The 23,849-nt window shown below is 59.0% G+C and carries 29 protein-coding genes and 1 tRNA gene; 11 read left to right on the forward strand and 19 right to left on the reverse strand.

Annotated features, from left to right (window positions below):
• Positions 1-38: 38 nt before the first annotated feature.
• The 14 genes from NL64_RS13305 to NL64_RS13365 form a co-directional block, all read right to left on the reverse strand.
• Positions 39-470: a hypothetical protein gene (locus tag NL64_RS13305; RefSeq protein ID WP_034148535.1), complete on the reverse strand. Its 432-nt coding sequence runs from the start codon at positions 468-470 to the stop codon at positions 39-41.
• Positions 467-694, reverse strand: coding sequence for a hypothetical protein (locus tag NL64_RS13310; protein WP_052321245.1), 228 nt, complete (start codon positions 692-694; stop codon positions 467-469). Before NL64_RS13310 ends, NL64_RS13305 begins: the two co-directional genes overlap by 4 nt.
• Positions 691-948, reverse strand: a complete 258-nt coding sequence (locus NL64_RS13315) for a hypothetical protein (RefSeq protein ID WP_034148536.1) — start codon at positions 946-948, stop codon at positions 691-693. Before NL64_RS13315 ends, NL64_RS13310 begins: the two co-directional genes overlap by 4 nt.
• Positions 945-1,106 carry a hypothetical protein gene (locus NL64_RS30365; RefSeq protein ID WP_172668670.1) on the reverse strand — a complete coding sequence of 54 codons (162 nt, stop codon included), beginning with the start codon at positions 1,104-1,106 and terminating at the stop codon, positions 945-947. The genes NL64_RS13315 and NL64_RS30365 overlap by 4 nt, the downstream gene beginning before the upstream one ends.
• A 305-nt stretch (positions 1,107-1,411) precedes the next feature.
• The gene (locus NL64_RS13320; RefSeq protein WP_034148537.1) at positions 1,412-2,059 is read right to left on the reverse strand and encodes a KilA-N domain-containing protein; all 648 of its coding nucleotides are present in this window, start codon (positions 2,057-2,059) and stop codon (positions 1,412-1,414) included.
• Positions 2,056-2,358: a helix-turn-helix domain-containing protein gene (locus NL64_RS13325; RefSeq protein WP_034148538.1), complete on the reverse strand. Its 303-nt coding sequence runs from the start codon at positions 2,356-2,358 to the stop codon at positions 2,056-2,058. The genes NL64_RS13320 and NL64_RS13325 overlap by 4 nt, the downstream gene beginning before the upstream one ends.
• A 1-nt stretch (position 2,359) precedes the next feature.
• On the reverse strand, positions 2,360-2,626 hold the full coding sequence (locus tag NL64_RS13330; protein WP_034148539.1) for a helix-turn-helix transcriptional regulator: 267 nt from the start codon (positions 2,624-2,626) through the stop codon (positions 2,360-2,362).
• Between the two features lie 168 nt (positions 2,627-2,794).
• Positions 2,795-3,802 carry a hypothetical protein gene (locus tag NL64_RS13335; protein WP_034148540.1) on the reverse strand — a complete coding sequence of 336 codons (1,008 nt, stop codon included), beginning with the start codon at positions 3,800-3,802 and terminating at the stop codon, positions 2,795-2,797.
• A 105-nt stretch (positions 3,803-3,907) separates the two neighbouring features.
• Positions 3,908-5,113 (reverse strand): tyrosine-type recombinase/integrase, encoded by a 1,206-nt coding sequence (locus tag NL64_RS13340; protein WP_034148541.1) that lies wholly within the window; start codon positions 5,111-5,113, stop codon positions 3,908-3,910.
• A 209-nt stretch (positions 5,114-5,322) separates the two neighbouring features.
• A tRNA-Phe gene (locus tag NL64_RS13345) sits at positions 5,323-5,398 on the reverse strand.
• A gap of 103 nt (positions 5,399-5,501) precedes the next feature.
• On the reverse strand, positions 5,502-5,774 hold the full coding sequence (locus tag NL64_RS13350; protein WP_003220737.1) for an oxidative damage protection protein: 273 nt from the start codon (positions 5,772-5,774) through the stop codon (positions 5,502-5,504).
• A complete protein-coding gene (mutY, locus tag NL64_RS13355; protein WP_034148542.1) occupies positions 5,771-6,838 on the reverse strand; it encodes an A/G-specific adenine glycosylase in 1,068 nt (355 codons plus the stop codon). Before mutY ends, NL64_RS13350 begins: the two co-directional genes overlap by 4 nt.
• Positions 6,835-9,063, reverse strand: a complete 2,229-nt coding sequence (locus NL64_RS13360) for an AsmA family protein (protein WP_034148543.1) — start codon at positions 9,061-9,063, stop codon at positions 6,835-6,837. The genes mutY and NL64_RS13360 overlap by 4 nt, the downstream gene beginning before the upstream one ends.
• 78 nt (positions 9,064-9,141) lie before the next feature.
• Positions 9,142-9,546 (reverse strand): acetyl-CoA sensor PanZ family protein, encoded by a 405-nt coding sequence (locus tag NL64_RS13365; protein ID WP_034148544.1) that lies wholly within the window; start codon positions 9,544-9,546, stop codon positions 9,142-9,144.
• 334 nt (positions 9,547-9,880) lie between these two features.
• Here NL64_RS13365 and NL64_RS13370 point away from each other — a divergent pair, with 334 nt between their 5' ends.
• The 7 genes from NL64_RS13370 to NL64_RS13400 all read left to right on the forward strand — a co-directional run bounded on the left by NL64_RS13370 (position 9,881) and on the right by NL64_RS13400 (position 15,691).
• Positions 9,881-11,542, forward strand: a complete 1,662-nt coding sequence (locus NL64_RS13370; protein WP_034148545.1) for an OFA family MFS transporter — start codon at positions 9,881-9,883, stop codon at positions 11,540-11,542.
• Between the two features lie 265 nt (positions 11,543-11,807).
• Complete coding sequence (hisB, locus tag NL64_RS13375) at positions 11,808-12,401, forward strand: imidazoleglycerol-phosphate dehydratase HisB (protein ID WP_007939452.1); 594 nt, start codon at positions 11,808-11,810, stop codon at positions 12,399-12,401.
• On the forward strand, positions 12,401-13,039 hold the full coding sequence (hisH, locus tag NL64_RS13380; protein WP_008080553.1) for an imidazole glycerol phosphate synthase subunit HisH: 639 nt from the start codon (positions 12,401-12,403) through the stop codon (positions 13,037-13,039). Before hisB ends, hisH begins: the two co-directional genes overlap by 1 nt.
• Positions 13,040-13,297, forward strand: coding sequence for a DUF2164 domain-containing protein (locus tag NL64_RS13385; RefSeq protein ID WP_020795737.1), 258 nt, complete (start codon positions 13,040-13,042; stop codon positions 13,295-13,297). It begins immediately after the preceding gene.
• A 42-nt stretch (positions 13,298-13,339) separates the two neighbouring features.
• Complete coding sequence (gene hisA, locus NL64_RS13390) at positions 13,340-14,077, forward strand: 1-(5-phosphoribosyl)-5-[(5-phosphoribosylamino)methylideneamino]imidazole-4-carboxamide isomerase (RefSeq protein WP_015093076.1); 738 nt, start codon at positions 13,340-13,342, stop codon at positions 14,075-14,077.
• A gap of 9 nt (positions 14,078-14,086) precedes the next feature.
• Entirely contained in the window at positions 14,087-14,857 is a 771-nt protein-coding gene (gene hisF / locus NL64_RS13395; protein ID WP_034148546.1) for an imidazole glycerol phosphate synthase subunit HisF, read from the forward strand.
• 78 nt (positions 14,858-14,935) lie between these two features.
• On the forward strand, positions 14,936-15,691 hold the full coding sequence (locus NL64_RS13400) for a substrate-binding periplasmic protein (protein WP_034148547.1): 756 nt from the start codon (positions 14,936-14,938) through the stop codon (positions 15,689-15,691).
• 106 nt (positions 15,692-15,797) lie between these two features.
• On the opposite strand, the gene NL64_RS13405 is transcribed toward NL64_RS13400, so the two are convergent.
• The 4 genes from NL64_RS13405 to gpmI all read right to left on the reverse strand — a co-directional run bounded on the left by NL64_RS13405 (position 15,798) and on the right by gpmI (position 21,004).
• Positions 15,798-16,574, reverse strand: coding sequence for a divergent polysaccharide deacetylase family protein (locus NL64_RS13405; RefSeq protein ID WP_034148548.1), 777 nt, complete (start codon positions 16,572-16,574; stop codon positions 15,798-15,800).
• 2 nt (positions 16,575-16,576) lie between these two features.
• Entirely contained in the window at positions 16,577-17,896 is a 1,320-nt protein-coding gene (locus tag NL64_RS13410; protein WP_034148549.1) for a S41 family peptidase, read from the reverse strand.
• 32 nt (positions 17,897-17,928) lie between these two features.
• A complete protein-coding gene (locus tag NL64_RS13415; protein WP_034148550.1) occupies positions 17,929-19,221 on the reverse strand; it encodes a murein hydrolase activator EnvC family protein in 1,293 nt (430 codons plus the stop codon).
• 253 nt (positions 19,222-19,474) lie between these two features.
• Positions 19,475-21,004, reverse strand: a complete 1,530-nt coding sequence (gene gpmI / locus NL64_RS13420) for a 2,3-bisphosphoglycerate-independent phosphoglycerate mutase (protein WP_034148551.1) — start codon at positions 21,002-21,004, stop codon at positions 19,475-19,477.
• 154 nt (positions 21,005-21,158) lie between these two features.
• On the opposite strand from gpmI, the gene NL64_RS13425 reads away from it, so the two are divergent.
• The 3 genes from NL64_RS13425 to secB are packed head-to-tail and all read left to right on the forward strand — an operon-like array spanning position 21,159 to position 22,357.
• On the forward strand, positions 21,159-21,572 hold the full coding sequence (locus NL64_RS13425) for a rhodanese-like domain-containing protein (RefSeq protein ID WP_034148552.1): 414 nt from the start codon (positions 21,159-21,161) through the stop codon (positions 21,570-21,572).
• Position 21,573: 1 nt separating this feature from the next.
• Positions 21,574-21,828, forward strand: coding sequence for a glutaredoxin 3 (grxC, locus tag NL64_RS13430; RefSeq protein WP_007939440.1), 255 nt, complete (start codon positions 21,574-21,576; stop codon positions 21,826-21,828).
• 43 nt (positions 21,829-21,871) lie between these two features.
• Complete coding sequence (gene secB / locus NL64_RS13435; RefSeq protein WP_034148553.1) at positions 21,872-22,357, forward strand: protein-export chaperone SecB; 486 nt, start codon at positions 21,872-21,874, stop codon at positions 22,355-22,357.
• A 162-nt stretch (positions 22,358-22,519) separates the two neighbouring features.
• On the opposite strand, the gene trmL is transcribed toward secB, so the two are convergent.
• On the reverse strand, positions 22,520-22,975 hold the full coding sequence (trmL, locus tag NL64_RS13440) for a tRNA (uridine(34)/cytosine(34)/5-carboxymethylaminomethyluridine(34)-2'-O)-methyltransferase TrmL (RefSeq protein ID WP_034148554.1): 456 nt from the start codon (positions 22,973-22,975) through the stop codon (positions 22,520-22,522).
• Between trmL and NL64_RS13445 the strand changes: the two genes are divergently transcribed.
• Positions 22,974-23,414, forward strand: coding sequence for a hypothetical protein (locus tag NL64_RS13445; RefSeq protein ID WP_034148555.1), 441 nt, complete (start codon positions 22,974-22,976; stop codon positions 23,412-23,414). The genes trmL and NL64_RS13445 overlap by 2 nt on opposite strands.
• Positions 23,415-23,849: the final 435 nt, after the last annotated feature.

The following is a 23,849-nucleotide window of genomic DNA, read 5'->3' on the forward strand; positions in this document are numbered from 1 at the left end:
ATCAAGCCTCTTGCTTGGCTACGCGAAACCGAACGTGGTTAAGGACGAGCATGAATAGGCCCTCCAAATTTCCGACTGGAGCATTGGATGTAGACGCACTGGTCGAGGTCTAGCTCGTAATTCGCGTGCTCAAGGAACGCCTCGATGACGCTCAATGGCATCTGCTCGCGCCAGTGCTCTACGTACGCGACTAGGAACGTCTGCCCGGGCGAGGTTTCTGCTTGGCAGCGCTCCATCAGATGCTTCATACGCTGCGTCATAGATCGAAAAACCGCCACGTCCTGGACGGTCTCGGGTGGCTGTTCCAGGCTGTGCAAAATGACTCGACGACCCAACAGATCACGCCCCAGCACCTCATATACGTGGCGAGCAAATGCCTGATCGGTGAGACAGATTTGAAAGCCGAAGACGCCTTGACCATCCTCAACCTGAACGATGAAGAATGTCTTTGAGGTGGATATCCGGCTCATTGCACACCTCCTTGCAACTCGATCATGTCCTCAAGCTGCTCAGCCCAAGCCATTGCTGTGTGTTGCCCAATAACGGCAGCGACACGGGCGGCGATGATCGGCGTGGTGGGCGAGGCGATGACGGCCAAGGCCATGCTGAGAAGGACCAGGATGTCTTGCACGTCGCGTAGCTCATCAAGAGTGCAACTTGTTGGCTTTGCGATGGGCTGGATAGGGAAGGTCATGCTCCACCCCCTGCGCTCTCCAACTTTCTGGTCATTTCGTCCACGTTGCCAAGACCTGCCAGCATGCCTTCAGTCAGGTAGGAGCCGATCGCTGCGAGGGCCGCGCAGTCACGCCCCTCACAGTGTTTTGCGTTGTGTTTGATGGTGCGCATCAGGGCGTTAAGCCACTCGGCGTACTCCTTGTCACAGTGCAGTTGGTCAACTGCGGCACCTGCGACGTCGCTCACAACGTCTGCTTTTTGATTGGTGTTCATTTGGCGCCCCCGGCATTTTCCAAGGTGCGAACGATGGCCATGTTGGCGTTGTAACGGGCGAGGCGAGAGGAGAGGGACAGGTTTGCGCGGAGAGCGCTCAGGGCCATGCGGCGGTGAGCAAAAGCGCGGATTGCGGACGGAATGAGGGCGTGTTTCATGGGTGTAGCTCCTTTACTTTGGAGCCACTCCTTTCTGCCGCCAAGCAGGGAAGGGTGGCGAGTCGCACAGGATTGGCGGATCGGGGTAAAGGAGCCCGACGCACCCGAAGGTGCTCCTGCGCAACCCGCCATAACACAAGAATGCGGGCGTAAAAAAAGCGCCTGCAATCGTAATGGGGGCGCTGTTGCGCCTTTACTATTCGACCCGCCAAGGTCGTTGTCAGCAATGTGACAATTTGAACGATACCGGCGGGCGTGATTGCTGGCAAGAGAAGTTATAGACCATTGATCGCAAGATATGAGGGTCATGCAGCAATCCTCCGCTGGTGCTTGCTCTGCAGGCCACGGACGTATTGAAGCAATGCAACTTTGCGTTCGGCAAAGCTCAGGCCTTGGCCCATGAGTAGTACGTCGCGGATCTCCACCATGGTGACGAGCTCCAACTCGCCTGTGCTCAGCAGGTCACGGTTGCGACCAGCAAAAGTCCCCGTGATGACCTCGTTGATAAGCCGCGCCTCGTTGATGAAGTGGTGCCGCTGTGGCGTCTTGCCCTGAGCTTCGCAGTTGAAAGCGATGGCGTCACAGACGGCCTTGTGCCCAACCGCAGCCTCACGGCGAGCGCTGGCCCATGGCTTGGGTTCACCGCGCAGCAGGGCGTCTACCTGCTCATCGCACCAGACGGCGAAGTCGACAGAAAGCCACCGGGCAAAAGCTACTGCCAGCTTGGGATGGAGCCAAGTGCCGCCGTTGCGTCCACGCTGGGTGCGGACTAATTGCGGGAATTTCCCGCATTTAGCCAAGGCCTCCAGGTACGCAGTGGTTTCGGGAAGGCGCAGCCATTCGTGTGGGAGCTTGGCAAAGCGTCCTGCAGCTTCAGTGGCGTTGATCCAGCCGTCAGTATTGAAGCTCACGGCCTCGCCTTTGAAGGCGAAGGGAATAATGCGGATGCTCATACGGTTACCTCGGCAGGCGGGTTGGTGCTGAGGTAGTACAGCGCCACGCGACCGTGACTGCGACCCTGATCATCAGTCAATGTCCGGAGGTGTGTGTGGATCTTGTGGCCGAGGGAACGCAACTCGCTGATGCGGGCGCCAGGGCGAACGATATTCAGCTCGCGAACAGCGGTGAAGGTGTCAATCGGACCAGCTTTCAGGCGCTCCAAAAGACGAGCGCGCTGGGCTGTTCCGCTGGTATTCTCTACGTGAGTATTTTCGTGGCTGGCCTGTTGGTCGGCCATTTTTTTTGAGCTCATATTAGGCAGCCTCCACTCGCAAAGCGACGAGGGATTCGCACCACGCAATGACCTCGGCCTCGATCCAAACTGCGGACTTTGGCCCGAGCATTACTTGTTTGGGAAAGCGCCCGGCCGCAATGCGTCGGTAAATCTCGGATGTGGAGAGGGTGGTCAGACTGCGGACTGCAGCCAGCTTGATGAAGCGGCGGGCAGGGGCGACTTCAGTGCGTTGTTCAAGTTCGGCTTTCGAGTTTTGGTGAAGCTGGGAGGGAGTAGGGCTTGCCATGTTGTGCGCCTCCTTGGGTGGCGTTGAGAACATGGCTAATGCTGGCGGCTGACTTATCCACAGAATAGGCCGGGTATTCCATGAAATAGGCCGGGCATTTGGCTCTTTCAGATCTGGGGAGCAAGCCCGAGGCCAGGTACAGCGTGCCTCTTAAATAGGCTGGGTATTTTATTGTGAACGGATGGCGCCAGATCCTCGTTTACGCCAGCTAACTATGGCGCAGAGTCTTTCAGTTTCGGTTTTGTTGAGCCGGTAGCCGTTACGTTCTAACCAAGCTTCAACCAATGGATGAACCCCTCGCCCGCCTGCGGCCGCCGGGTTGTGAATGCCGTCCTGGGTCAGCTCTCGCCAGCACTGTAAGGCGAGAATTAGTTCGGGTGGTGAAAGTGGGTTGTCTTGCCTCATGAGCTCGGAAAGCCCCATGACCTGCTCAAGCTGCTCCTCTAGGCGGATGCTTTCATCTTCAGCATCTCGTCTGGCCCTGCGCTCGTCGTTAAGTTCGCGGCGCTGCAGTTCTAACTCGTCCATAAGATGCTGGTATTGAGTTGTCTTGATTTCGAGTTGCGCCGAAAGCTCTATCGCTTTTTGTTCTGCCATTTGCCGGGCGATTCGATGCTCGTCAAGTTGTTCGCTGGCGCTTTTTTCACCTTCGCGGCGCAACTGCGCTTGTTGCGTTTTGAGAACTATCGATGAGTTGCTGGGTATGACGGATTGAGGTGGGAAGCTTGTTGCAGCAGAGCCATTAACTGCCATTGAGAACGAAACGCCGTCATTTGCTGGTTGAGCAAACCCAGCCGCCATCTCGGTACGGGTGGTAGCCTCATCAACAAGGCGCTCAATCCATTTCCGCCATATCAGGACGTTAGCTGTTGGTATCGGGCCCGAATTGGTTGAAATCGTCGCGCTAGCTCTGCCGGCGCTGGTCGCTGTGAAGTAGTCGGCCAGTGCACCATGAGTGATTTGAATATTCCTGTCGGAGCGTCCACCCGAAAAGACGCTCACATGTAGAGACTGAATCGGCTGGTCTAACGGTGCCAATGTCTCGAGAGTTGCAGCGAGTTCGGAGGCCAAGAGACGGGGATTCAGATGGTGGCTTGACGCCCAGTCAGAATAGATCCCGTCGAGCTTTACACGCCCGAAAGGTTCCAACTGCTCGTCTCCACCAGATCCCGACATCTGCCAAGCTCATATATGACAGCTGTACGAATGTACAGCGATGGCCATTATGTTATCAGCAAATCCCAACCAGACCCAAACCAACCCCGGCGCATCCAGAGGAAACTATGCCTTGCGCTTGATACTCACCACGTTAGCGCCAGCGCAAAGGGAGTCGATTGAATCCGCCCACGCTTGCATCATTTCCCGGCGCTGCTCGACATAGGCCGCGTGGTTGTATGTGCCGCGGATCTCGTCACTGTCACCGTGGGCGAGCTGGCGCTCAATCCAATCCTTGTTGTACCCGCGTCCGTTGAGCTCGGTGCTCAACAGGTGGCGGAAGCCGTGACCTGTTTGCCGGCCTTCGTACCCAGCCAGCCGCAAAGCCTTGTTTATCGTGTTCTCACTCATAGGGCGTTCAGGGTTGGTGCCAGTAAAGACCAGAGAGTAACGCCCGGTGATTTCGTGAAGCTGGCGCAAAATAGCTACGGCTTGGCGGGGCAGGGGGACGATATGGGGGCGGCGGGCTTTCATGCGGGCGGCGGGTATCGTCCAAACGGCGGCGTCAAGATCGAACTCAGACCACGGCGCTTGGCGTAATTCACCAGGGCGAACCGCGGTCAACGTCAGCAGCCGAATGGCATGTCGGGTCAAGGTGTGAATGTTCGCGGCCTCGACTTTGCTCAGTAGCTCGGGAAATTCGGCAAAGGTTACATGTGGGTGGTGGCGGGCGGCTTTTGCTGGCGCGGCCACCACGTTCAGATCAGTGGCCGGATTTACCTCTACGACGCCCTTGGCTAACCCATATCGGAATATCTGGTGTAACCATTGGCGGATCTTGCCTGCGGCATTGAGCGTGCCCCTTGCCTCGACTGTGCGTACCAACTCCACCAACTCGGGTCTGGTGATGGCTTTAACCGGGCGTGCGCCGATGCCGGGAATAATGTCGTTGTCCAAGTACAGCTTTGCTTTGTAGGTGGTGGCCTCTGCCCATCGCGGCGAGTTGTAGTCGTACCACTCCCACGCTAGCGTCTCAAAAGTCAGTCCATGGACCTTCTGAGCCTGTTTGGCGGCTTTCTTGTGCTCGCCTGGATCTGCGCCTTCGATCAGAAGTTGGCGGGCCTCATCGCGCAGCTGGCGGGCCTTCAGCAGAGTGACAGCAGGGTATTTGCCCAGCGCCAGCATTTTTGCGTTGCCGTTGAAGCGATACCGGTATCGCCAAAGCTTGGAGCCAGTCGTGGTGACTTCTAGGCACAAGCCGTTAGCGTCGGTCAGCCGATAGAGCTTGTCCTTCGGTTTGGCGGTGCGGATGGTGGTGTCTGACAGTGGCATTGCATCCCCCTCGCCGGCCGCACAATGCGGGCAGTTTGCCGCCGTGGTGTGAGTAGATTTGTAGACCGAACTGGATCTACTCACGAATCTACTCACATCTGTTTGGGCTTACAAGAGAGCGGTTGGGAACCGTAGAAAGCAAAAAGCCCGCACGAGGCGGGCTTTCTGTGTGTCTTCAGGTGTGCTTGGCATCACCTGAAAACGAAAGGTGGTGCCCAGAGACGGAATCGAACCGCCGACACGGGGATTTTCAATCCCCTGCTCTACCGACTGAGCTATCTGGGCAACGGGGCGCATTAAACGGGTTTTTCAGGGGGTCGTCAAGCAAGTTTTCAAAAAATATTTAATTATTACCGTCGCTTACGATCCGACCCCCGATTTTACGGGCTTACTCGGCAGGCGGAACGTAGCCTTCGGCCTTGGCGTAATCCTCGCCGGAGAAGTACTTGTCCATCTCGCCCTGAAGATATTTGCGATCTTCAGCGTTCATCATGTTCAGGCGTTTTTCGTTGATCAGCAGCGTCTGGTGCTTTTGCCAGTCAGCCCAGGCCTTGGCCGAGACGTGGTCAAAAATGTCCTGACCTTTGGCGCCGGGGAATGGGGCGCGCTCCAGGGCTGGCAATTCTTCTTTGTACTTGCGGCACATGATGGTGCGGGTCATGACGACTCTCCTGCGTTCAATACGGCGGCCGCGCGTTCGAGCAAGGTTTTGACCGGGGCGGCAAGGCCCAGGCGCGGCGGGGTGGCGAGGTTATACCAGAGCCAGTCGGCCTCGGCCACGTGATGGCTGGCCTCCTGGACCTGAACCAGCCAGGGTTCGATGGACAATTGAAAATGGCTGAAGGTGTGTATCAGGTTCGGCAGTGCCTGTTGGTCGCCCAGCTCCAGCGAGTGTTGCGAGGCGAGGTGTTGCAGGTCGTCGAGGTCGTCGAGTTCCGGCAAGCTCCACAAACCGCCCCACAGACCCGTGGAAGGGCGACGGTAAAGCAGAATCGCGCCGTCACCGTTGGCGAGCAACGGCATCAGCGTGCGTTTCTGTGGCACGGCTTTGCGCGGTTTGGGAATCGGGTAGCGCGTCTCCAGGCCGAGCATGTGCGCTTCGCAGCCCTTTTCCAGCGGGCAGAGCAGGCAACTCGGTTTACTGCGGGTGCAGAGCGTGGCGCCCAGATCCATCATCGCCTGGGTGTAGGCGTTGACCCGATCATGCGGCGTAAAGCGCTCAGCGTTGGCCCAGAGCTGTTTGGCCACCTTCGGCTCGCCCGGATAGCCCTCTTGAGCGGTAAATCGCGCCAGTACGCGTTTGACGTTGCCGTCGAGGATCGGCGCGCGCAGGCCCATGCTGATGCTGGCAATGGCCCCGGCGGTGGACAGGCCGATACCCGGCAAGTCGGTAAGTTTTTCCACATCACGGGGAAACTCACCGCCGTACTGCTCGACGACGATTTTTGCGGTCTTCTGCAAATTGCGCGCGCGGGTGTAGTAACCCAGGCCGGTCCACAGGTGCAGCACTTCATCTTCCGGCGCGGCGGCCAGGTCTTCGACCGTCGGCAACGAGGCCATGAAACGGTCGAAGTAATTCAGCACGGTGCTGACCTGAGTTTGCTGCAACATGATTTCCGAGACCCACACCCGATACGGGTTGATGTCCTGCTGCCAGGGCAAATCGTGACGGCCGTGGCGGTCGAACCATTCCAGCACCGCCGTTGAAAACTGCTCGGCTCTCATCGCTTGAACAGCCCCTTGAGCGCATCTTTCAGTTCCGGGCTGACCTTGTCGCCCAGCTTCTCGTCGATTTTCTCGCTGATGCGTTCGCCCGCCAGTTTGCTCGCCACCTGACCCATGCGTTCGTTATCGAGGCGGCATGCCTTGGCACCGAGCTCCAACGGTCCACGGCAACGCAGCGGCCACTCTATGCCGACAAACTTCTCGCCAACCTGGCAAGCCGGGTCCGGCATGGCGCTGGTATCGCCTTCGACAACGATGCCCACGCGGTAGTCCATGCCCAGCACACGCAGGTCGACATCGCCGTCACCTTTGACGGTCATGCCCGGGATGCGCACTTTCAGGTCCGGGTTGCTGGCCACGCCGTTGCGGAACGTCAGGTTGCCCTTGAGCTCCTCGAACGGTGTGTCCTTGCCCCGTGGCTCGCCGCTAAGGGTTTTGCGGTTGAGCGTGGCGATGCCTTTGCACAGCTGTTGTTCGAGGTTGGCATTGAGCAGTACGCCATTGTTGATGACGAAACTGGTGGTGCCATTGAGGGTTTCGATCAGCGCTTTCTGGCTGTTGCCGTTGCCGGTGACGTTGCTATTGAGCGTGACCAGACCTTTGACCGGGGGATTCTTGCCCTGGCTTTCGAGGATTTTTTCTACCGGTACGCGGCTGATTTTCGTCTGCAAGTTCAGCGCGGGCACTGGCTGGCGCACGTCGAGGGTGCCGGTGGCTTCGAAGTTGCCGGCGTACAGATCGCCGCGCAGGTTTGCCAAAGTCAGCAGTCCGCCCTGGCCGTTGGCCTTGAGCGTTGCGTTTTGAATCGGCAGTTTTTCCAGGGTCAGTTGGCCGAAGGCCAGGTCGGCGTCAACGTCCAGCTTACTCAGGCGCTCCACCGGCAGCAGGCGCTCGTTGCTCCATGCGTCTTTGGTCGGTGCTTGCGGCAACGGCGTACTGCCGGCGCCGGCCATGGCATCGGCTTCGGTGCTGGCGACTTCGGCCTGACGCACTTGTGTTGCGCTATTGGCTTCGGCCGATTTCGGCGGCAGGTAACGGTCAACGTTGAAAGTGTCGGCCTTGAGGTTTGCCCGAAGTGATTGCTTGGCGAAATCTTCGACGGCGATGCGGCCATTGAAGGTGCTGTCGTCGACTTTCAGATTGATGTCATCCAGCACCACGCTGGTCGGCGTGCCCGCGAGGCGTGTGGCCAGTTCGACTTTGCTCAGGCTGCCTTCAGCCATGGCCGGGAGTTTCTGGCCGATGCTGTCGACGAATTTCGCCAAATCGAATTGCGCGATGGAAATTCCGCCGCTGATCTGTGGCGTCTTGTCGAGGTCGTTGACTTTCAGTTCACCCAACGCGCGCAGTTGGTTGGCGGAAATTTTGATGCCGGTCCATTCGGCAACGTTGGCGGCGCGGTCCAGCAGCAATTGACCCTGAGCGGCGAAGGTCATGGTTTTGCCTTGCAGCGGATCGCCGGCGACTTCGCCGGACAACTTCATGTCTTCGAGTTTGTAACGCTGCAACGCGCGTTCGAAACGCACTTCACCATTCAGTTCGGTTCGGACTCGCAGAACTGGCTGGTTGGTGCCCAGGAACGCGGTGAGTTTGACCGGGATGTTGGTGGAATCATGCACCGGGCCGGTGCTCAGCTGGATGCTTTCGGCGCTGAACTGCTTGCCGGTCTTCTCATCGTTGTATTCAACGCGGGCGTTGTTGACGGTCAGGCTGTCGATGTCCAGGCGAATCGGCTGGGCCGGTTTTTCCACCTGGACGGTGGTTTGCGATGCAGGTTCACCCGGGGTGGCGGGAGGCGTGCCAGCGGGGCTGGTAGCGACCGGCACCTTGCCGATGTCTTCCCAGTTGCCGTGGCCGTCCTTGTCGCGGTTGAGGCGCAGGTTCAGACCTTCGACGCGTACATCGCTCATCTGCACTTCACGGCGCAACAGTGGCAACACGCGCACCGACAAGCCAAGCATCTGCAAATCAGCGAACGGTTCGGTGGGCTTGGCCAGGGTCGCAACACCGGCATCGTGCAATTCCAGGCCCAGCCACGGGAACAGGCTCCAGCCGATATCGCCATTGAGCGTCAGCTCGATGTGGGCCTTGTCGCGGGCAATCTGGCGGATCTCGTCTTTGTAGTCGTTGGGATCGAAGAGGTGGGTCAGGGCAAAGCCCAGCGCCACAATGATCAGCAACAGCCCGAGAAGTACCAGACCCAGGATTTTGCCGAACGCTTTCATGGGCGAGTCCTTGTAATTAGTCGAATTCGAAATTTAGCCGAGGAGTATAGCGCTCCAGAACGGACGACCGGTCGGCGATCACGCTGACTCTGTATCCAGCGGAATGTGCAGCTTGGCCGCCAATGCCTGTGCTTCCAGGTGTCCGGCGGGTGCCAGCAGGCGCAAGATGGCGCCCGATTGTGCGGCCATTCTTTGTGCTTCGTGCACCAGTCGCTCGGCAACGCCACGACGACGGGTGATTTTTCGTACGCATATTTGAGACAAATGCCAGACGTCAGCGTGCCGTTGCAGGCGTGCCGCGCCCAGTAGCCGATCATTGAAGCGCCCGGCGATCAGCGAGCCATCACGCAGGCAGTCTTCGATCAGATGTTCATCTCCGGTAAATGGGCTGAACAGCCAATCCGGAGCGTCGCGGTAAATCTTCTGGAGGTCTTGTTGGTCCTGAGGAGTGATTTGTTGCAACGACTCGACAATGATCGGCATGGTGGTTCCTGTGAAGTTGTACACACGCTCTGTAGGGGCTGCCGAAGGCTGCGATCCTTTGATCTTTTGTAACCAGAAGCAAAATCAAAAGATCGCAGCCTTCGGCAGCTCCTACAGGTAACGAGATCGGATAACGTACAAAACGTGATATCAGTTTGGTTTTTCTGTCACGTGCAAATGGTAACCTTCGCCCGTTCGTCCGTCCTTCTGCGACGTGATGCCGCACCAAAATGGAGCTTTACCCGGAATAACACAGTCATGCCTGCGTTGCATTTAAGGCTGGGGGTAAAGAGTGGCTGGCTGGCGAACCATACTAATAATTGGGGGATAAACAATGACCACGAGTATCACGGCGGACGGCTATGCCGACCAGCCCTCGTTCCTGTCCAAGGAGCGAATCATCGCCAAGCCCGGTTTCAACCGTTGGCTGGTGCCACCGGCCGCTCTGGCCATCCACCTGTGCATCGGCATGGCTTACGGCTTCTCGGTGTTCTGGCTGCCACTGTCCAAGGCGCTGGGCGTTACCAAGGCGGTGACTTGCGCGCCGGACATGAGCTTCATCGCTCAAGTCTTCTCGTCGCAATGCGACTGGCCGATTTCGATGCTCGGCTGGATCTACACCCTGTTCTTCATCTTCCTCGGTTGCTCGGCAGCGATCTGGGGCGGCTGGCTGGAACACGCCGGGCCGCGCAAGGCTGGCGTTGTATCGGCGCTGTGCTGGTGTGGCGGTCTGCTGATTTCGGCGTTGGGTATCTATACCCACCAGATCTGGCTGATGTGGATCGGCTCCGGGGTTATTGGTGGTATCGGCCTGGGCCTGGGCTACATCTCGCCGGTGTCGACCCTGATCAAGTGGTTCCCGGACAAGCGCGGCATGGCGACCGGCATGGCGATCATGGGCTTCGGCGGTGGTGCGATGGTTGGTGCACCGTTGGCGACAGCGCTGATGAGCCACTTCGGTTCGCCAGAAGGCGTTGGCGTATGGCAGAGCTTCGTGGCGATGGCGGCGATCTACTTCGTGTTCATGATCGGTGGCGCGCTGTCTTATCGCGTTCCGCCAACCGGCTGGAAGCCTGAAGGCTGGACCGCTCCGGCGAAAAAAGCTGCGAACGCGATGATCACTCACCGTCACGTGCACGTGAACGTGGCGTGGAAAACCCCGCAGTTCCGCCTGGTATGGCTGGTGCTGTGCCTGAACGTATCGGCCGGTATCGGCATCCTCGGCATGGCTTCGCCGCTGTTGCAGGAAGTGTTTGGCGGCAAGTTGCTGGGCACGGACCAGGCGTTCGGTCAGCTGGACGCCGGGCAATTGGCTTCTATCGCGGCCATCGCTGCCGGTTTCACCGGTTTGCTGAGCCTGTTCAACATCGGTGGCCGCTTCTTCTGGGCCTCGTTCTCGGACTACCTGGGTCGCAAAAACACCTACTTCGTGTTCTTCGCCCTGGGCTTTGCCCTGTATGGACTGATTCCAAACCTGGGTCATCTGGGCAGCGTCGCGCTGTTCGTGGCGGCGTTCTGCATCATTCTGTCGATGTACGGCGGTGGTTTCGCGACGGTTCCGGCGTACCTGGCGGACCTGTTCGGTACGCAAATGGTCGGCGCGATTCACGGTCGTCTGCTGACGGCGTGGGCAGCGGCGGGCGTGTTGGGTCCGGTGCTGGTGAACTACCTGCGTGAATATCAGCTGAGCATCGGCGTTGAGCGTGCGGCAGCTTACGACATCACCTTGTACATCCTTGCCGGCCTGCTGGTGCTGGGTTTCATTTGCAACCTGCTGGTGCGTCCGGTGGCTGACAAGTACTTCATGACCGACGCTGAACTGGCTGCCGAACAGGCGCTGGGTCACGACAAGGGTGCTGACGCCAGCACGTCGCTGGAGTGGAAAGCTGCGCCGGGCACCAAACCTCTGGCGCTTGCTGCCTGGCTGGCGGTGGGTATTCCTTTGGCGTGGGGTGTGTGGGTGACCCTGCAGAAGACGGCAGTACTGTTCCACTAACACCGACCTCCTGTAGGAGCCGGCTTGCTGGCGATGAACGATCACGCGGTATGCTTGCAAAACCGCGGCGTCTGGATCGCCAGCAAGTCGGCTCCTACGGGGTTAAAAGCCGTGCGTTCGCAATGAGCGCCGACTTGTACTGACATGTACAGCCCCGACAGCACGGGTTTCTGTCCGTCAGCGATATCACCTCCCGTGTTTCTGTTTCGCGCCCGCGCCCCTATAATGGTTGCCTTTTTCGCCCAATGATTTTGCGGAGCTGGTGATGGCCGAACGTATGGCGTCTGTCGAGCGCGACACTCTGGAAACCCAGATCAAAGCCTCGATCAACCTTGATGGCACCGGAAAGGCCCGATTCGATATCGGTGTTCCTTTTCTTGAGCACATGCTGGACCAGATCGCCCGCCACGGGCTGATCGACCTGGATATTGTCAGCAAGGGCGACCTGCATATCGATGACCACCATACCGTGGAAGACGTCGGTATCACCCTCGGCCAGGCCTTCACCAAAGCCATCGGCGACAAGAAAGGCATCCGTCGCTACGGTCACGCCTACGTGCCGCTCGATGAGGCGCTGTCGCGCGTGGTGATCGACTTCTCCGGCCGTCCAGGCCTGCAGATGCACGTTCCGTACACCCGCGCCACCGTCGGCGGTTTCGACGTTGACCTGTTCCAGGAGTTCTTCCAGGGCTTCGTCAACCACGCCAACGTCACCCTGCACATCGACAACCTGCGTGGGCACAACACTCACCACCAGATCGAAACCGTGTTCAAGGCTTTCGGCCGCGCCCTGCGCATGGCCGTTGAGCTCGATGACCGCATGGCCGGGCAAATGCCATCGACCAAGGGCGTTCTGTAATGCAGACAGTCGCGGTAATCGATTACGGCATGGGCAACCTGCACTCGGTGGCCAAGGCCCTCGAGCACGTCGGTGCCGGCAAGGTTTTGATCACCAGCGATGCCAACGTGATTCGCGAAGCCGACCGGGTAGTTTTCCCCGGTGTCGGTGCGATTCGCGATTGCATGGCGGAGATCCGTCGTCTCGGTTTCGATTCGCTGGTGCGTGAAGTCAGCCAGGACCGTCCGTTCCTTGGCATCTGTGTCGGCATGCAAGCCTTGCTCGACACCAGCGAAGAGAACGACGGTGTCGACTGCATCGGCCTGTTCCCGGGCGCGGTGAAGTTCTTCGGCAAAGACCTGCATGAAGACGGCGAGCACCTGAAAGTCCCGCACATGGGCTGGAACGAAGTGAAGCAGAAGGTCAGTCACCCGCTGTGGCACGACATTCCGGACATGGCGCGTTTCTACTTCGTGCACAGCTACTACATCGCCGCCGCCAACGCGCGTCAGGTGGTGGGTGGCGGTCACTACGGTGTCGATTTCGCCGCAGCGCTGGCCGATGGTTCGCGTTTCGCCGTGCAGTTCCACCCGGAGAAAAGCCATACCCATGGCCTGCAATTGCTGCAGAACTTCGCTGCGTGGGATGGTCGCTGGTAAATGGCCGTCAAGAAGAAGCCGCCGATCCTGACCCTCACTCCCGAGCAGGAGAGCGAGGCCAATCACAAGATCAAGCGCTTCATGGAGGATCGCTTCGAACTGGACCTGGGTTCGTTCGAAGCGGCCGAAATCCTTGAGCTGTTTACCCGCGAAATTGCTCCGCACTATTACAACAGGGCGATTTTCGATGTGCAGGCGCACCTCAAAGAGAGGTTCGAAAGCATCGAAAGCGACTTGTGGGCGCTCGAGAAAAACTGATTTCCGAGCCAAGCTGAACATTCGAATTTGAAGGTTTGCCAGATGCTGATTATTCCCGCTATCGATCTTAAAGACGGTGCCTGTGTTCGTCTGCGCCAGGGCCGCATGGAAGATTCCACGGTGTTCTCCGATGACCCGGTGAGCATGGCTGCCAAGTGGGTGGAGGGCGGTTGCCGCCGTCTGCATCTGGTCGACCTGAACGGCGCCTTCGAAGGCCAGCCGGTCAACGGCGAAGTGGTCACCGCCATCGCCAAGCGCTACCCGAACCTGCCGATCCAGATCGGCGGCGGTATCCGCTCCCTGGAAACCATCGAGCACTACGTCAAGGCTGGCGTGAGCTACGTGATCATCGGCACCAAAGCCGTTAAAGATCCGGCCTTCGTCGCTGAAGCCTGCCGTGCGTTCCCGGGCAAAGTGATTGTTGGCCTGGATGCCAAGGACGGTTTCGTCGCAACCGACGGCTGGGCTGAAATCAGCACCATTCAGGTGATCGACCTGGCCAAGCAATTTGAAGCCGACGGCGTGTCCGCGATCGTTTATACCGACATCGCCAAAGACGGCATGATGCAGGGCTGCAACGTTCCGTTCACCGCCGCGCTGGCCGCTGCCACATCGATCCCGGTGATTGCTTCCGGTGGCATCCACAACCTGGGTGACATCAAGACCCTGCTTGACGCCAAGGCGCCAGGCATCATCGGCGCAATCACCGGCCGGGCGATCTACGAAGGCACCCTCGACGTCGCTGAAGCGCAAGCTTTCTGCGATTCGTACAAAGGCTGAGGACTGACCATGGCGCTGGCCAAACGCATCATCCCTTGCCTGGACGTGGACAACGGCCGGGTGGTCAAGGGTGTGAAATTCGAAAACATCCGCGACGCCGGTGACCCGGTGGAAATCGCCCGTCGTTACGACGAGCAGGGTGCCGACGAGATTACCTTTCTCGACATCACCGCCAGCGTCGATGGCCGCGACACCACGTTGCACACCGTCGAGCGCATGGCCAGCCAGGTGTTCATTCCGCTGACCGTGGGTGGTGGCGTGCGTACCGTGCAAGACATTCGCAACCTGCTGAACGCTGGCGCGGACAAGGTCTCGATCAACACCGCAGCGGTGTTCAATCCGGAGTTCGTCGGCGAAGCCGCACAGCATTTCGGCTCGCAGTGCATCGTTGTTGCCATCGATGCGAAGAAGGTCTCCGCTCCGGGCGAAACCCCGCGCTGGGAAATCTTCACCCACGGTGGCCGCAAGCCGACCGGGCTCGATGCCGTTGAGTGGGCGAAGAAGATGGAAGGCCTGGGTGCCGGCGAAATCCTCCTGACCAGCATGGATCAGGACGGCATGAAGAACGGCTTCGACCTCGGCGTCACCCGCGCCATCAGCGATGCCTTGAGCATTCCGGTGATCGCCTCCGGCGGCGTCGGCAATCTTCAGCACTTGGCTGACGGCATTCTCGAAGGTCACGCCAGCGCGGTATTGGCGGCGAGTATTTTCCACTTCGGCGAATACACCGTTCAGGAAGCCAAGGCGTATATGGCCCATCGCGGAATCGTGATGCGTTAAACAAACCGATGCAGGCCAGTAGACATCATGGCGGGCTCAAGGCACTCTTGGGTACGCCATGGATTTCGGTAGCCAGACATGCTTAAACGCCTTCTTCTAGCCCTCGCCAGCACTTCCCTGTTGTTTATCAGCACAGCGCAAGCTGCAGACAGTCCCGACACCGACATTGTGTTGCTGACGGAAAACTTCCCGCCGTACAACATGGCGAAGAATGGAAAGAATTTCGCCCAGGGCGAGAACATCGATGGCATTGCTACGGACATCGTTCGTGAAATATTCAAGCGTACCGACATTACCTATAGCCTGACCCTGCGCTTTCCTTGGGAGCGAGTGTACAAACTCGCCCTGGAAAACCCCGGTTACGGCGCGTTCGTGATGGCGCGGTTGCCCGACCGAGAGAAACTCTTCAAGTGGGTCGGGCCGATCGGTCCGGACGACTGGATCATGCTGGCCAAGGCTGACAGCAAAATCACCCTCGAAACCCTGGATGACGCGCGAAAGTACAAGATCGGTGCGTACAAGGGTGACGCCATTGCCATGACCCTGGCCAAGCAGGGCTTGAAGCCGGTGGTGGTGCTGCGCGATCAGGACAATGCGAAGAAACTGGTCAACGGGCAGATTGACCTGTGGGCCACCGGCGATCCGGCCGGGCGCTATCTGGCGCGTCAGGAAGGCGTGAGCGGGCTCAAGACCGTTTTGCGCTTTAACAGCGCCGAGCTGTACCTGGCACTGAACAAGGATGTGCCGGACGAAACGGTTGCCAGACTTCAGGCAGCGCTGGATCAGTTGCGCAAGGAAGGCAAGGTCGACGAGATCATGGCGCGGTATTTGTAATCCCTGTAGGAGCTGGCTTGCCAGCGATGGCGGCCGAAAGGGCAATGCAAATCTCGAGGCCGCATCGCCAGCAAGCCGGCTCCTACAGTGATCGGCGACGAGCCAATCAGCGGTAAACGCCATCCTTTCCATGCGCTGCCATCGCCCGATTACCGCGCACGCTGACCATCTGCTTGATATCGATCCACTCAATCCCCTGTGCCTTCAACTTTGGCAACTCACGCTCCAGCACCGCCAGCGTCTGCGGATACGGATGCCCGATCATCACCGCCGAACCCTGCTTGTGCGCCAGGCTGATCGCTGTCCGTAACTGCGTGAAGATTGCTGCTTCCGTGCGCTCGTCATCGAGAAACACATCCCGCGAAACGCTCGCCAAACCAATCTTCTGTGCTTCTGCGGCGGCGACAGTCTGTGCGCTGGTGCGGCTGTCCAGGAAGATTTTGTGTCGACTTTGCAGATTCGCCATCAACCAGGCCATCGCCGGTTGCTGGGCGGTCATGCGACTGCCCATGTGATTATTGATGCCTGCGGTGTAGGGCACCGCTTTGAAAGCCGCGTCGAGGCGCTTCTCAAGTTCTCCGAGGGGCAACTCGGGATGCCAGGCGAACGGTCCGGTGGCCGGGTCCATGGGCATGTGCAGGATGACGATTTTGCCGGCGCGATGGGCTTCGCGGGCGAACTCGGTGGCGTGGGGCGTGTCGGGCATGATCGCCGCCGTCACTGGGCCGGGCAGCGCCAATACACGGCGATCCCGGGGCAGGCTCTGCCCAAGGTCATCGATGATCAGTGTCAGATAGGCCTTGTGAGGCGTCGACCCGGCGGATTCTGCGTGAGCAGTACCCGCCAGGCAGCACAACAGGATGAGGATTAAGCGCAGACCCATTCTCAACGGCCGGAGGTGATGCTCAGCCCTTTGAGCAGGCTCAGGGCCTGGGCCAATTGGTAGTCGTCATCCTGCGGCATAGGCTTGGCTTTGCCGCTGGAACCGGTTGGTTTGTCGGCGCCGCCGTTGCCGTTGCCGAGGTGACCTTGCAGGTCGGCTTCCTTGAAGTATTCGCCGTCCTGCTCGCTGGTGATCTTGGCCTTGCGCACTTCGATGTCCGGGACGATGCCCTGGGCCTGGATCGAGCGGCCGTTCGGCGTGAAATACAGCGCCGTGGTGATTTTCAGGGCGCGGTCATTGTTCAGTGGCAACACGGTTTGTACCGAGCCTTTACCGAAACTGGTGGTGCCCATGACCACTGCACGTTTCTGATCCTGCAAGGCGCCCGCGACAATTTCCGACGCCGAGGCGCTGCCACCATTGATCAGCACGACCATTGGCACGGCTTCGCTTTCATCCTTGCCGGTGGCGTTGAAGCGCAGCTCGGAGTTGGCGATTCGGCCCTTGGTGTAAACGATCAGGCCTTTGGTGATGAAGTGGTCGACCACTTCAACTGCCGATTGCAGCACGCCACCCGGGTTGTTGCGCAGGTCGAGGATGATGCCTTTGAGCTTCTTGCCGTTGTCTTTGCGCAATTTGGCCAAGGCCTTGGAGACCTCTTCGCCGGTCTTGACCTGGAACTGGGTGATGCGGATGTAGCCGTAGCCGGACTCCAGCAACTGGCTCTTCACGCTCTTCACTTGAATGATCGCGCGGGCCAGTGTCACGTCGAACGGTGTGCCACCGTCGCGGACCAGGGTCAGGGTGATTTTTTCGCCGATCTTGCCGCGCATCTTGTCCACGGCTTCGGTCATGGTCTGGCCACGGGTTGGCTGACCGTTGATCTTGACGATGAAGTCGCCGGCCTGAATGCCAGCCTTGGATGCCGGGGTGTCGTCGATTGGCGACACCACTTTGATGAATCCGTCTTCGGCGCCGACTTCGATGCCCAGGCCACCGAATTCGCCGCTGGTGCTTTCCTGCAATTCAGCGAAGTCTTCCGGGCCGAGGTAGGCGGAGTGCGGGTCAAGGTTGCTGAGCATGCCTTTGATGGCATTTTCCAGCAGGGTTTTATCGTCTACCGGCTCGACATACGCCGCTTTGATCCGATCCATGACCTCGGCAAAGGTGCGCAACTCTTCCAGCGGCAATGGCGCCTTGGTGGTTGCAGCAGTGCCCGCAGGCGCGACTGCCGGGGCCGGTTGAGCGGCGAACGCCAACGGCGCGCCGATCACCAGGGCAATCGTCAGGGCGAGCGAGGTAAGGCGGGACAAATGCAGCATGTCGAACGAACTCCTGAATGTAGGCAGCGCGCTTATCCTTGCGCGCGACACCATTGTGCCGGGTCACTCGGGTGACCCTGCTGACGAATCGCGAAATACAGAGCCGGTGTGTCCTGGCCACCACTGCTACCGACAGTGGAAATGGACTCACCGGCTTTAACCACGTCACCCGCAGACTTGAGCAGTGTCTGGTTGTGACCGTAAAGACTCAAAAAACCGTTGCCGTGATCGAGGATCACCAGCAGCCCCGCGCCGCGCAACCAGTCGGCGAACACCACGCGCCCGCCATGCACCGCATGCACGGTGCTACCAGCGGAAGCACCGATCATCACGCCGTCCCATTTGGTCCGGGCGTCGTCGCCACGGCTTTCGCCGAAGCGCGCCAACAGTCGACCATCGACAGGCCATGGAAGTTTGCCGCGAGTTGACGCAAATGCACCGCCAAAGGTTTCGCCGGAGCTTGAAACCAATGCGCCAGGTGTTGATTTAACCGGTTTGCGTGGGGCGTCAGTCTCATCTGCTTGAGCCTGGGCCTCACGTAAACGCTTTTTTTCGGCTTCCTGCTGGGCGATCAGCGCTTTTTGCCGCGCTTCTTCTGCCTCACGAGCCTGGCGAGCCAGGGTTTCTTCAATGGTTTTAAGGACTTTAGACAGGTCTGCCTGATCCTGCTCGCGGGCTGCCAGTTTCTGGTCGCGCGCTTTCACGTCGTCGTTGAGCTTGGCCAGAACTTGCTGGCGCTCCTGGCGAACTTTCTCGAGTTCGCCACGCTGGGATTCGAGGCTGCTTTGCTGCACCAGCAATTGCGCTTGCTGCATGGCGATGTCTTTTTCGACATTGGCCAATTGGCGCAGGGTTTCGTTGAAATTCTTCAGCTGCTCCAGGCGGGCCTGGCTCAGGTAGTCGTAATAGGTGAGGGTGCGGGCAAATTTTTCGGGGTTCTGCTGGTTGAGCAGCAGCTTCAGGTATTCCTGACGACCGTTCTGATAGGCCGCCCGGGCCTGGATGGCGATCAGTCGTTGCTGTTCAGTGCGCGCGCTCTGGAGTTTTTTTTTCTCTGCATCGAGCCGCTGCAGCTCGGATTCGCTCTTCTTCAGCTCTTTTTGCAGGGCATCGACCTGCTTCTCGAGCTTGCCCATTTCGGTCTCGGTGCCTTTGAGATCCTTCTGCACCCCGGATTTTTCTTCCTGGAGCTTGCCCAGCAGCTTTTTCAGCTCGGCAATGTCCTGACGCGTAGCGTCCAACTGTTGTTGGGTTTGCGTGCGCTCGTCAGCGAAGGCCGGTTGGAGCAGGCAAGTCAGGGCGAGGGCTATCAGGACGCGGAGCATAGAGGCGGGCGGCACCAGGGAAAGGGACGGCCTAGTATGCCCGCCATGCGCAGCAAAAAAAATGCCCATTTCTGACTGTGTGATAACTGGAGCAAGATGTGGGCAGCTTTAATCTTTAAAACCACCACAAACCAATGTGGGAGCTGGCTTGCCAGCGATGATGGCCTGACATTCAACATAGAAGTTGGCTGTCAGATTGCTATCGCGGGCAAGCCCGCTCCCACAGGGTTTAAGCGGCGTTTGAGAGCCGGCGTTACACCAGAATCGAAGTCCCGGTCATTTCCGCCGGCTGTTCCAGGCCCAGCAGCTTCAGCATGGTCGGCGCTACGTCCGCCAGAACGCCACCTTCACGGACCTTCAGGTCGCGCTTGCCGACATAGATGAACGGCACTGGCTCTGTGGTGTGCGCGGTGTGCGCCTGGCCAGTGGATGCGTCGGACATTTGCTCGACGTTGCCGTGGTCGGCGGTGATCAGCGCTTCGCCACCGACTTTTTCCAGCGCCTCGACGATACGACCGACGCACTGGTCCAGGCATTCAACGGCTTTCACCGCCGCGTCGAACACGCCACTGTGGCCAACCATGTCGCCGTTGGCGTAGTTGACCACGATCACGTCGTAACGCTGGTTTTCGATGGCGTCGACGATACGGTCGGTGACTTCCGGTGCACTCATTTCCGGCTGCAAGTCGTAAGTGGCGACTTTCGGCGACGGGATCAGGATGCGCTCTTCGCCCGGGAACGGTTCTTCGCGACCGCCGGAGAAGAAGAAGGTCACGTGGGCGTACTTCTCGGTTTCAGCGATGCGCAGCTGGGTCTTGCCGTTTTTCGCCAGGTAATCGCCCAGCACGTTTTCCAGGCTGCCGGCGGCGAAGGCCGATGGCGCGGGAATGCTGGCGGCGTATTGGGTCAGCATGACGAAACCAGCCAGTTTCGGCTGGCGGGTGCGTTCGAATTCCTTGAAGTCGTCTTCGACGAATACACGGGTCAGTTCACGGGCGCGGTCGGCGCGGAAGTTCATGAACACCACGGCATCGCCGTCTTCGACTTTTACCGGCTCACCGATGGAGGTGGCTTTGACGAATTCGTCGCTCTCGCCACGCTCGTAAGCGGCTTGCAGGCCTTCCTGAGCGGTGGCGGCGTTGAATTCGCCATTGCCGTCGACGATCAGGTTGTAGGCCTGGGATACACGGTCCCAACGGTTGTCGCGGTCCATCGCGAAATAACGGCCGATGAGGCTGGCGATGCGACCTTTGCCCAATGCCTGGAACGTGGCGTCCAGCAGCTCGATGGACGATTGCGCGCTTTTCGGCGGGGTGTCGCGGCCGTCGAGGAAGGCGTGCAGGTAGATTTTTTCGGCGCCACGCTTGGCAGCCAGTTCGGCCATGGCGACCAGGTGATCCTGGTGGCTGTGCACGCCGCCATCGGACAGCAGGCCCATGAAGTGCACGGCTTTGCCGGCAGCAACGGCTTTATCCACTGCGGCGCAGATGGTCGGGTTCTCGAAAAACTCGCCGTCGCGGATCGATTTGGTCACGCGAGTGAAGTCTTGATACACCACGCGACCGGCGCCGAGGTTCATGTGGCCGACTTCGGAGTTGCCCATCTGGCCATCCGGCAAGCCGACGTCCATGCCACTGCCCGAAATCAGGCCGTTGGGCACGGTGGCCCACAAGCGGTCCAGTACGGGCTTCTTCGCGGCAAAGATCGCGTTGGATTCGGGGTTATCGCTGTGACCGAAGCCGTCGAGAATCATCAGGACCAAAGGTTTAGGCGTGGTAGTCATGGAATCCACTCGTGGCTGAGGTAAAAAGGAGTAATGGAAAAAGGGAGTCGCAGTTTAATGCGAAGTTCCGGCCACGTCACCGCCGGACGGGGTTTGGCCCACCCTAGGGGCTGTGTATACTGGCCGACATTTTAACGCCCTGGAACCTCCTTCGATGGTTGCTCACCTGATTGAATTTGCCACTAACCACTACATTCTCGTCGGTATCTTCGTCGTACTGCTGGCCGCGCTGATCGCCTATCAGATGCAAGGTGGCGGCCGTAGCCTGAGCACGGGCGAACTGACTGGCCTGGTCAACAAAGACGCAGGCGTGGTGATCGACATTCGTCCGACCAAGGACTTCGCCGCCGGTCACATTGTTGGCGCGTTGAACATTCCTCACGACAAACTGGCCGCACGCGTTGGCGAGCTGGAAAAGCACAAGGCCAAGACCATCATCCTGGTCGACGCCATGGGCCAGACCGCCGGCACTCACGCCCGTGAGCTGGTGAAGGCTGGCTTCACTGCCGCCAAGCTGTCCGGTGGTGTGTCCAGCTGGAAAGCCGACAACCTGCCGCTGGTGAAGTGATATGAACAACGTCGTCGTCTATTCCAGCGATTACTGCCCTTACTGCTCGCGAGCCAAGTACCTGCTCGAGAACAAAGGCGTGGCCTTCGAAGAGATCAAGGTCGATGGCAAGCCGCAGGTGCGTGCCGCAATGGCTCAGAAAGCCGGACGCACGTCCGTGCCGCAGATCTGGATCGGCAGCACCCACGTGGGTGGTTGTGATGATTTGTTTGCCCTGGAGCGCGCCGGCAAGCTCGACGCGATGCTCAAGGCCTGAACTCCGTACCCTATAAAAGACCCAAGATCAGAAAGGATCTGAGATGACTGACCAACAGAACACTGCAGCTAGCGAAGAAGAAACCGCACCGCAATTCTCCTTGCAGCGCATCTACGTACGTGACTTGTCCTTCGAAGCCCCGAAAAGCCCGGCGATCTTCCGCCAGCAGTGGGAGCCGAGCGTCGGTCTGGATCTGAACACTCGTCAAAAGGCTCTGGAAAACGATTTCCACGAAGTCGTCCTGACCCTGTCGGTGACCGTGAAGAACGGCGACGAAGTGGCCTTCATCGCTGAGGTGCAACAGGCCGGTATCTTCCTGATCAAGAACCTCGACGACGCTTCGATGAGCCACACCCTCGGCGCGTTCTGCCCGAACATCCTGTTCCCGTACGCTCGTGAAGCGCTGGACAGCCTGGTGACCCGTGGCTCGTTCCCGGCCCTGATGCTGGCACCGGTGAATTTCGACGCCCTGTACGCGCAAGAGCTGCAACGCATGCAAGCGGCGGGCGAGACTCCGACCGTGCAATAAAAGCTTCGTTTGCTCCATGAAAAAAGCGCCGTAACAGGCGCTTTTTTTATGGACTGCTCCGCATCCTCCTGTAGGAGCTGCCGCAGGCTGCGATCTTTTGATCTTAAAAAATCAAGATCAAAAGATCGCAGCCTGCGGCAGCTCCTACATTGGACCGTGGGGTTACTTGAAGTCGTTTTGGCGCCAGGCTTCGTACACGGCCACCGCCACGGTGTTCGACAGATTCAGGCTGCGGCAACCTTCGCGCATCGGCAATCGCAAGCGTTGCTCGGCGGGCAGAGCGTCCAGAACGTCGGCCGGCAAGCCACGGCTTTCCGGACCGAACAGGAACGCATCACCCGGGGCGAAGCTGGCGTCGTGAAACGGCCGCGAGCCCTTGGTGGTGAAGGCGAACACCCGTGGATGACCGAGGCTTTCCAGGCAACTGGCCAAGTCGGCGTGGCGCTGCAGGGTGGCATACTCGTGATAGTCGAGGCCGGCCCGGCGCAGGCGCTTGTCGTCCATCTCGAAGCCCAGCGGTTCGATCAAATGCAGGTGGCAGCCACTGTTGGCGCACAGCCTGATAACGTTGCCGGTATTCGGCGGAATTTCTGGTTGGAAAAGGATGACGTGAAACATGCACGGCTCCGAAGGTAAAGATGAGCGGCATTCTACGCCGCAAGCCGACCCTCGTTCGAAACTATTACCGCGCGTAATGGGATCGCTGGCGATTGTCGGTGTGATGGTGGGGCTGATGATCGGTCGCCTGACCACCCCGGACTCCAGTCAATTGCAGCAGGTTGAAGTGACGGACGACGGCCTGGTGGTGTGGTTCAACAATGAACCCAAGACCCACGGCGAGATAGTGGAAGGCAGCATCGCGCTGTTGTTCGAAGCAGAAGGCAAGGCGCAAAAAGGTCAGCTCAAGCTCAACGGCAAGGACGTGAATTGGCGAACGCGATTGAGTGACGGGGGATTGTTGCTGACGCTGGTGGCGGCCCGACCGCTGCAGGGCGACTGGGCCGGTAGCGAGGTCGATGACCGCTGGCGGTTGGAGATCCATCTCCGAGAGCAATAAAAGAGGGAATCCCCGGCCTGCCTGTACCAAGGTTCCCGAAACGGGAGGGTTCTCGCATTTCGGCGTGAGCCCGGTGTAAAGAAGGAATCCCCGGCCTGCCTGTACCAAGGACCCCAAAACGGGAAGGCTCGTCGCTAGTGCGGTGTGAGCCCGGTGTAAAGAGGGGAATCCCCGGCCTGCCTGTACCAAGGTCCCCGAAACTGGGTAGTGAACTGAATCACTGAAAGGACTATTGCAGGGGGCATGCCAGAATTTAATAAATGGAAATAAAAAGTCGTTTCGATACGCCGAAAGCCCCGTAAAACGGGGCTTTCGTGTTTTTTCGATAAGGGTTCGGTTACGAACGTTGGCGGGTTTTCGGATCAGTTGGCGTGCGCGATTGCGGTTCACGGTGCATTGCGGCGGTGCACAAGCAAAAAAAAGATCGCAGCCTTC

The organism is Pseudomonas fluorescens (genome assembly GCF_000802965.1).
GTDB lineage: Bacteria > Pseudomonadota > Gammaproteobacteria > Pseudomonadales > Pseudomonadaceae > Aquipseudomonas > Aquipseudomonas fluorescens_A.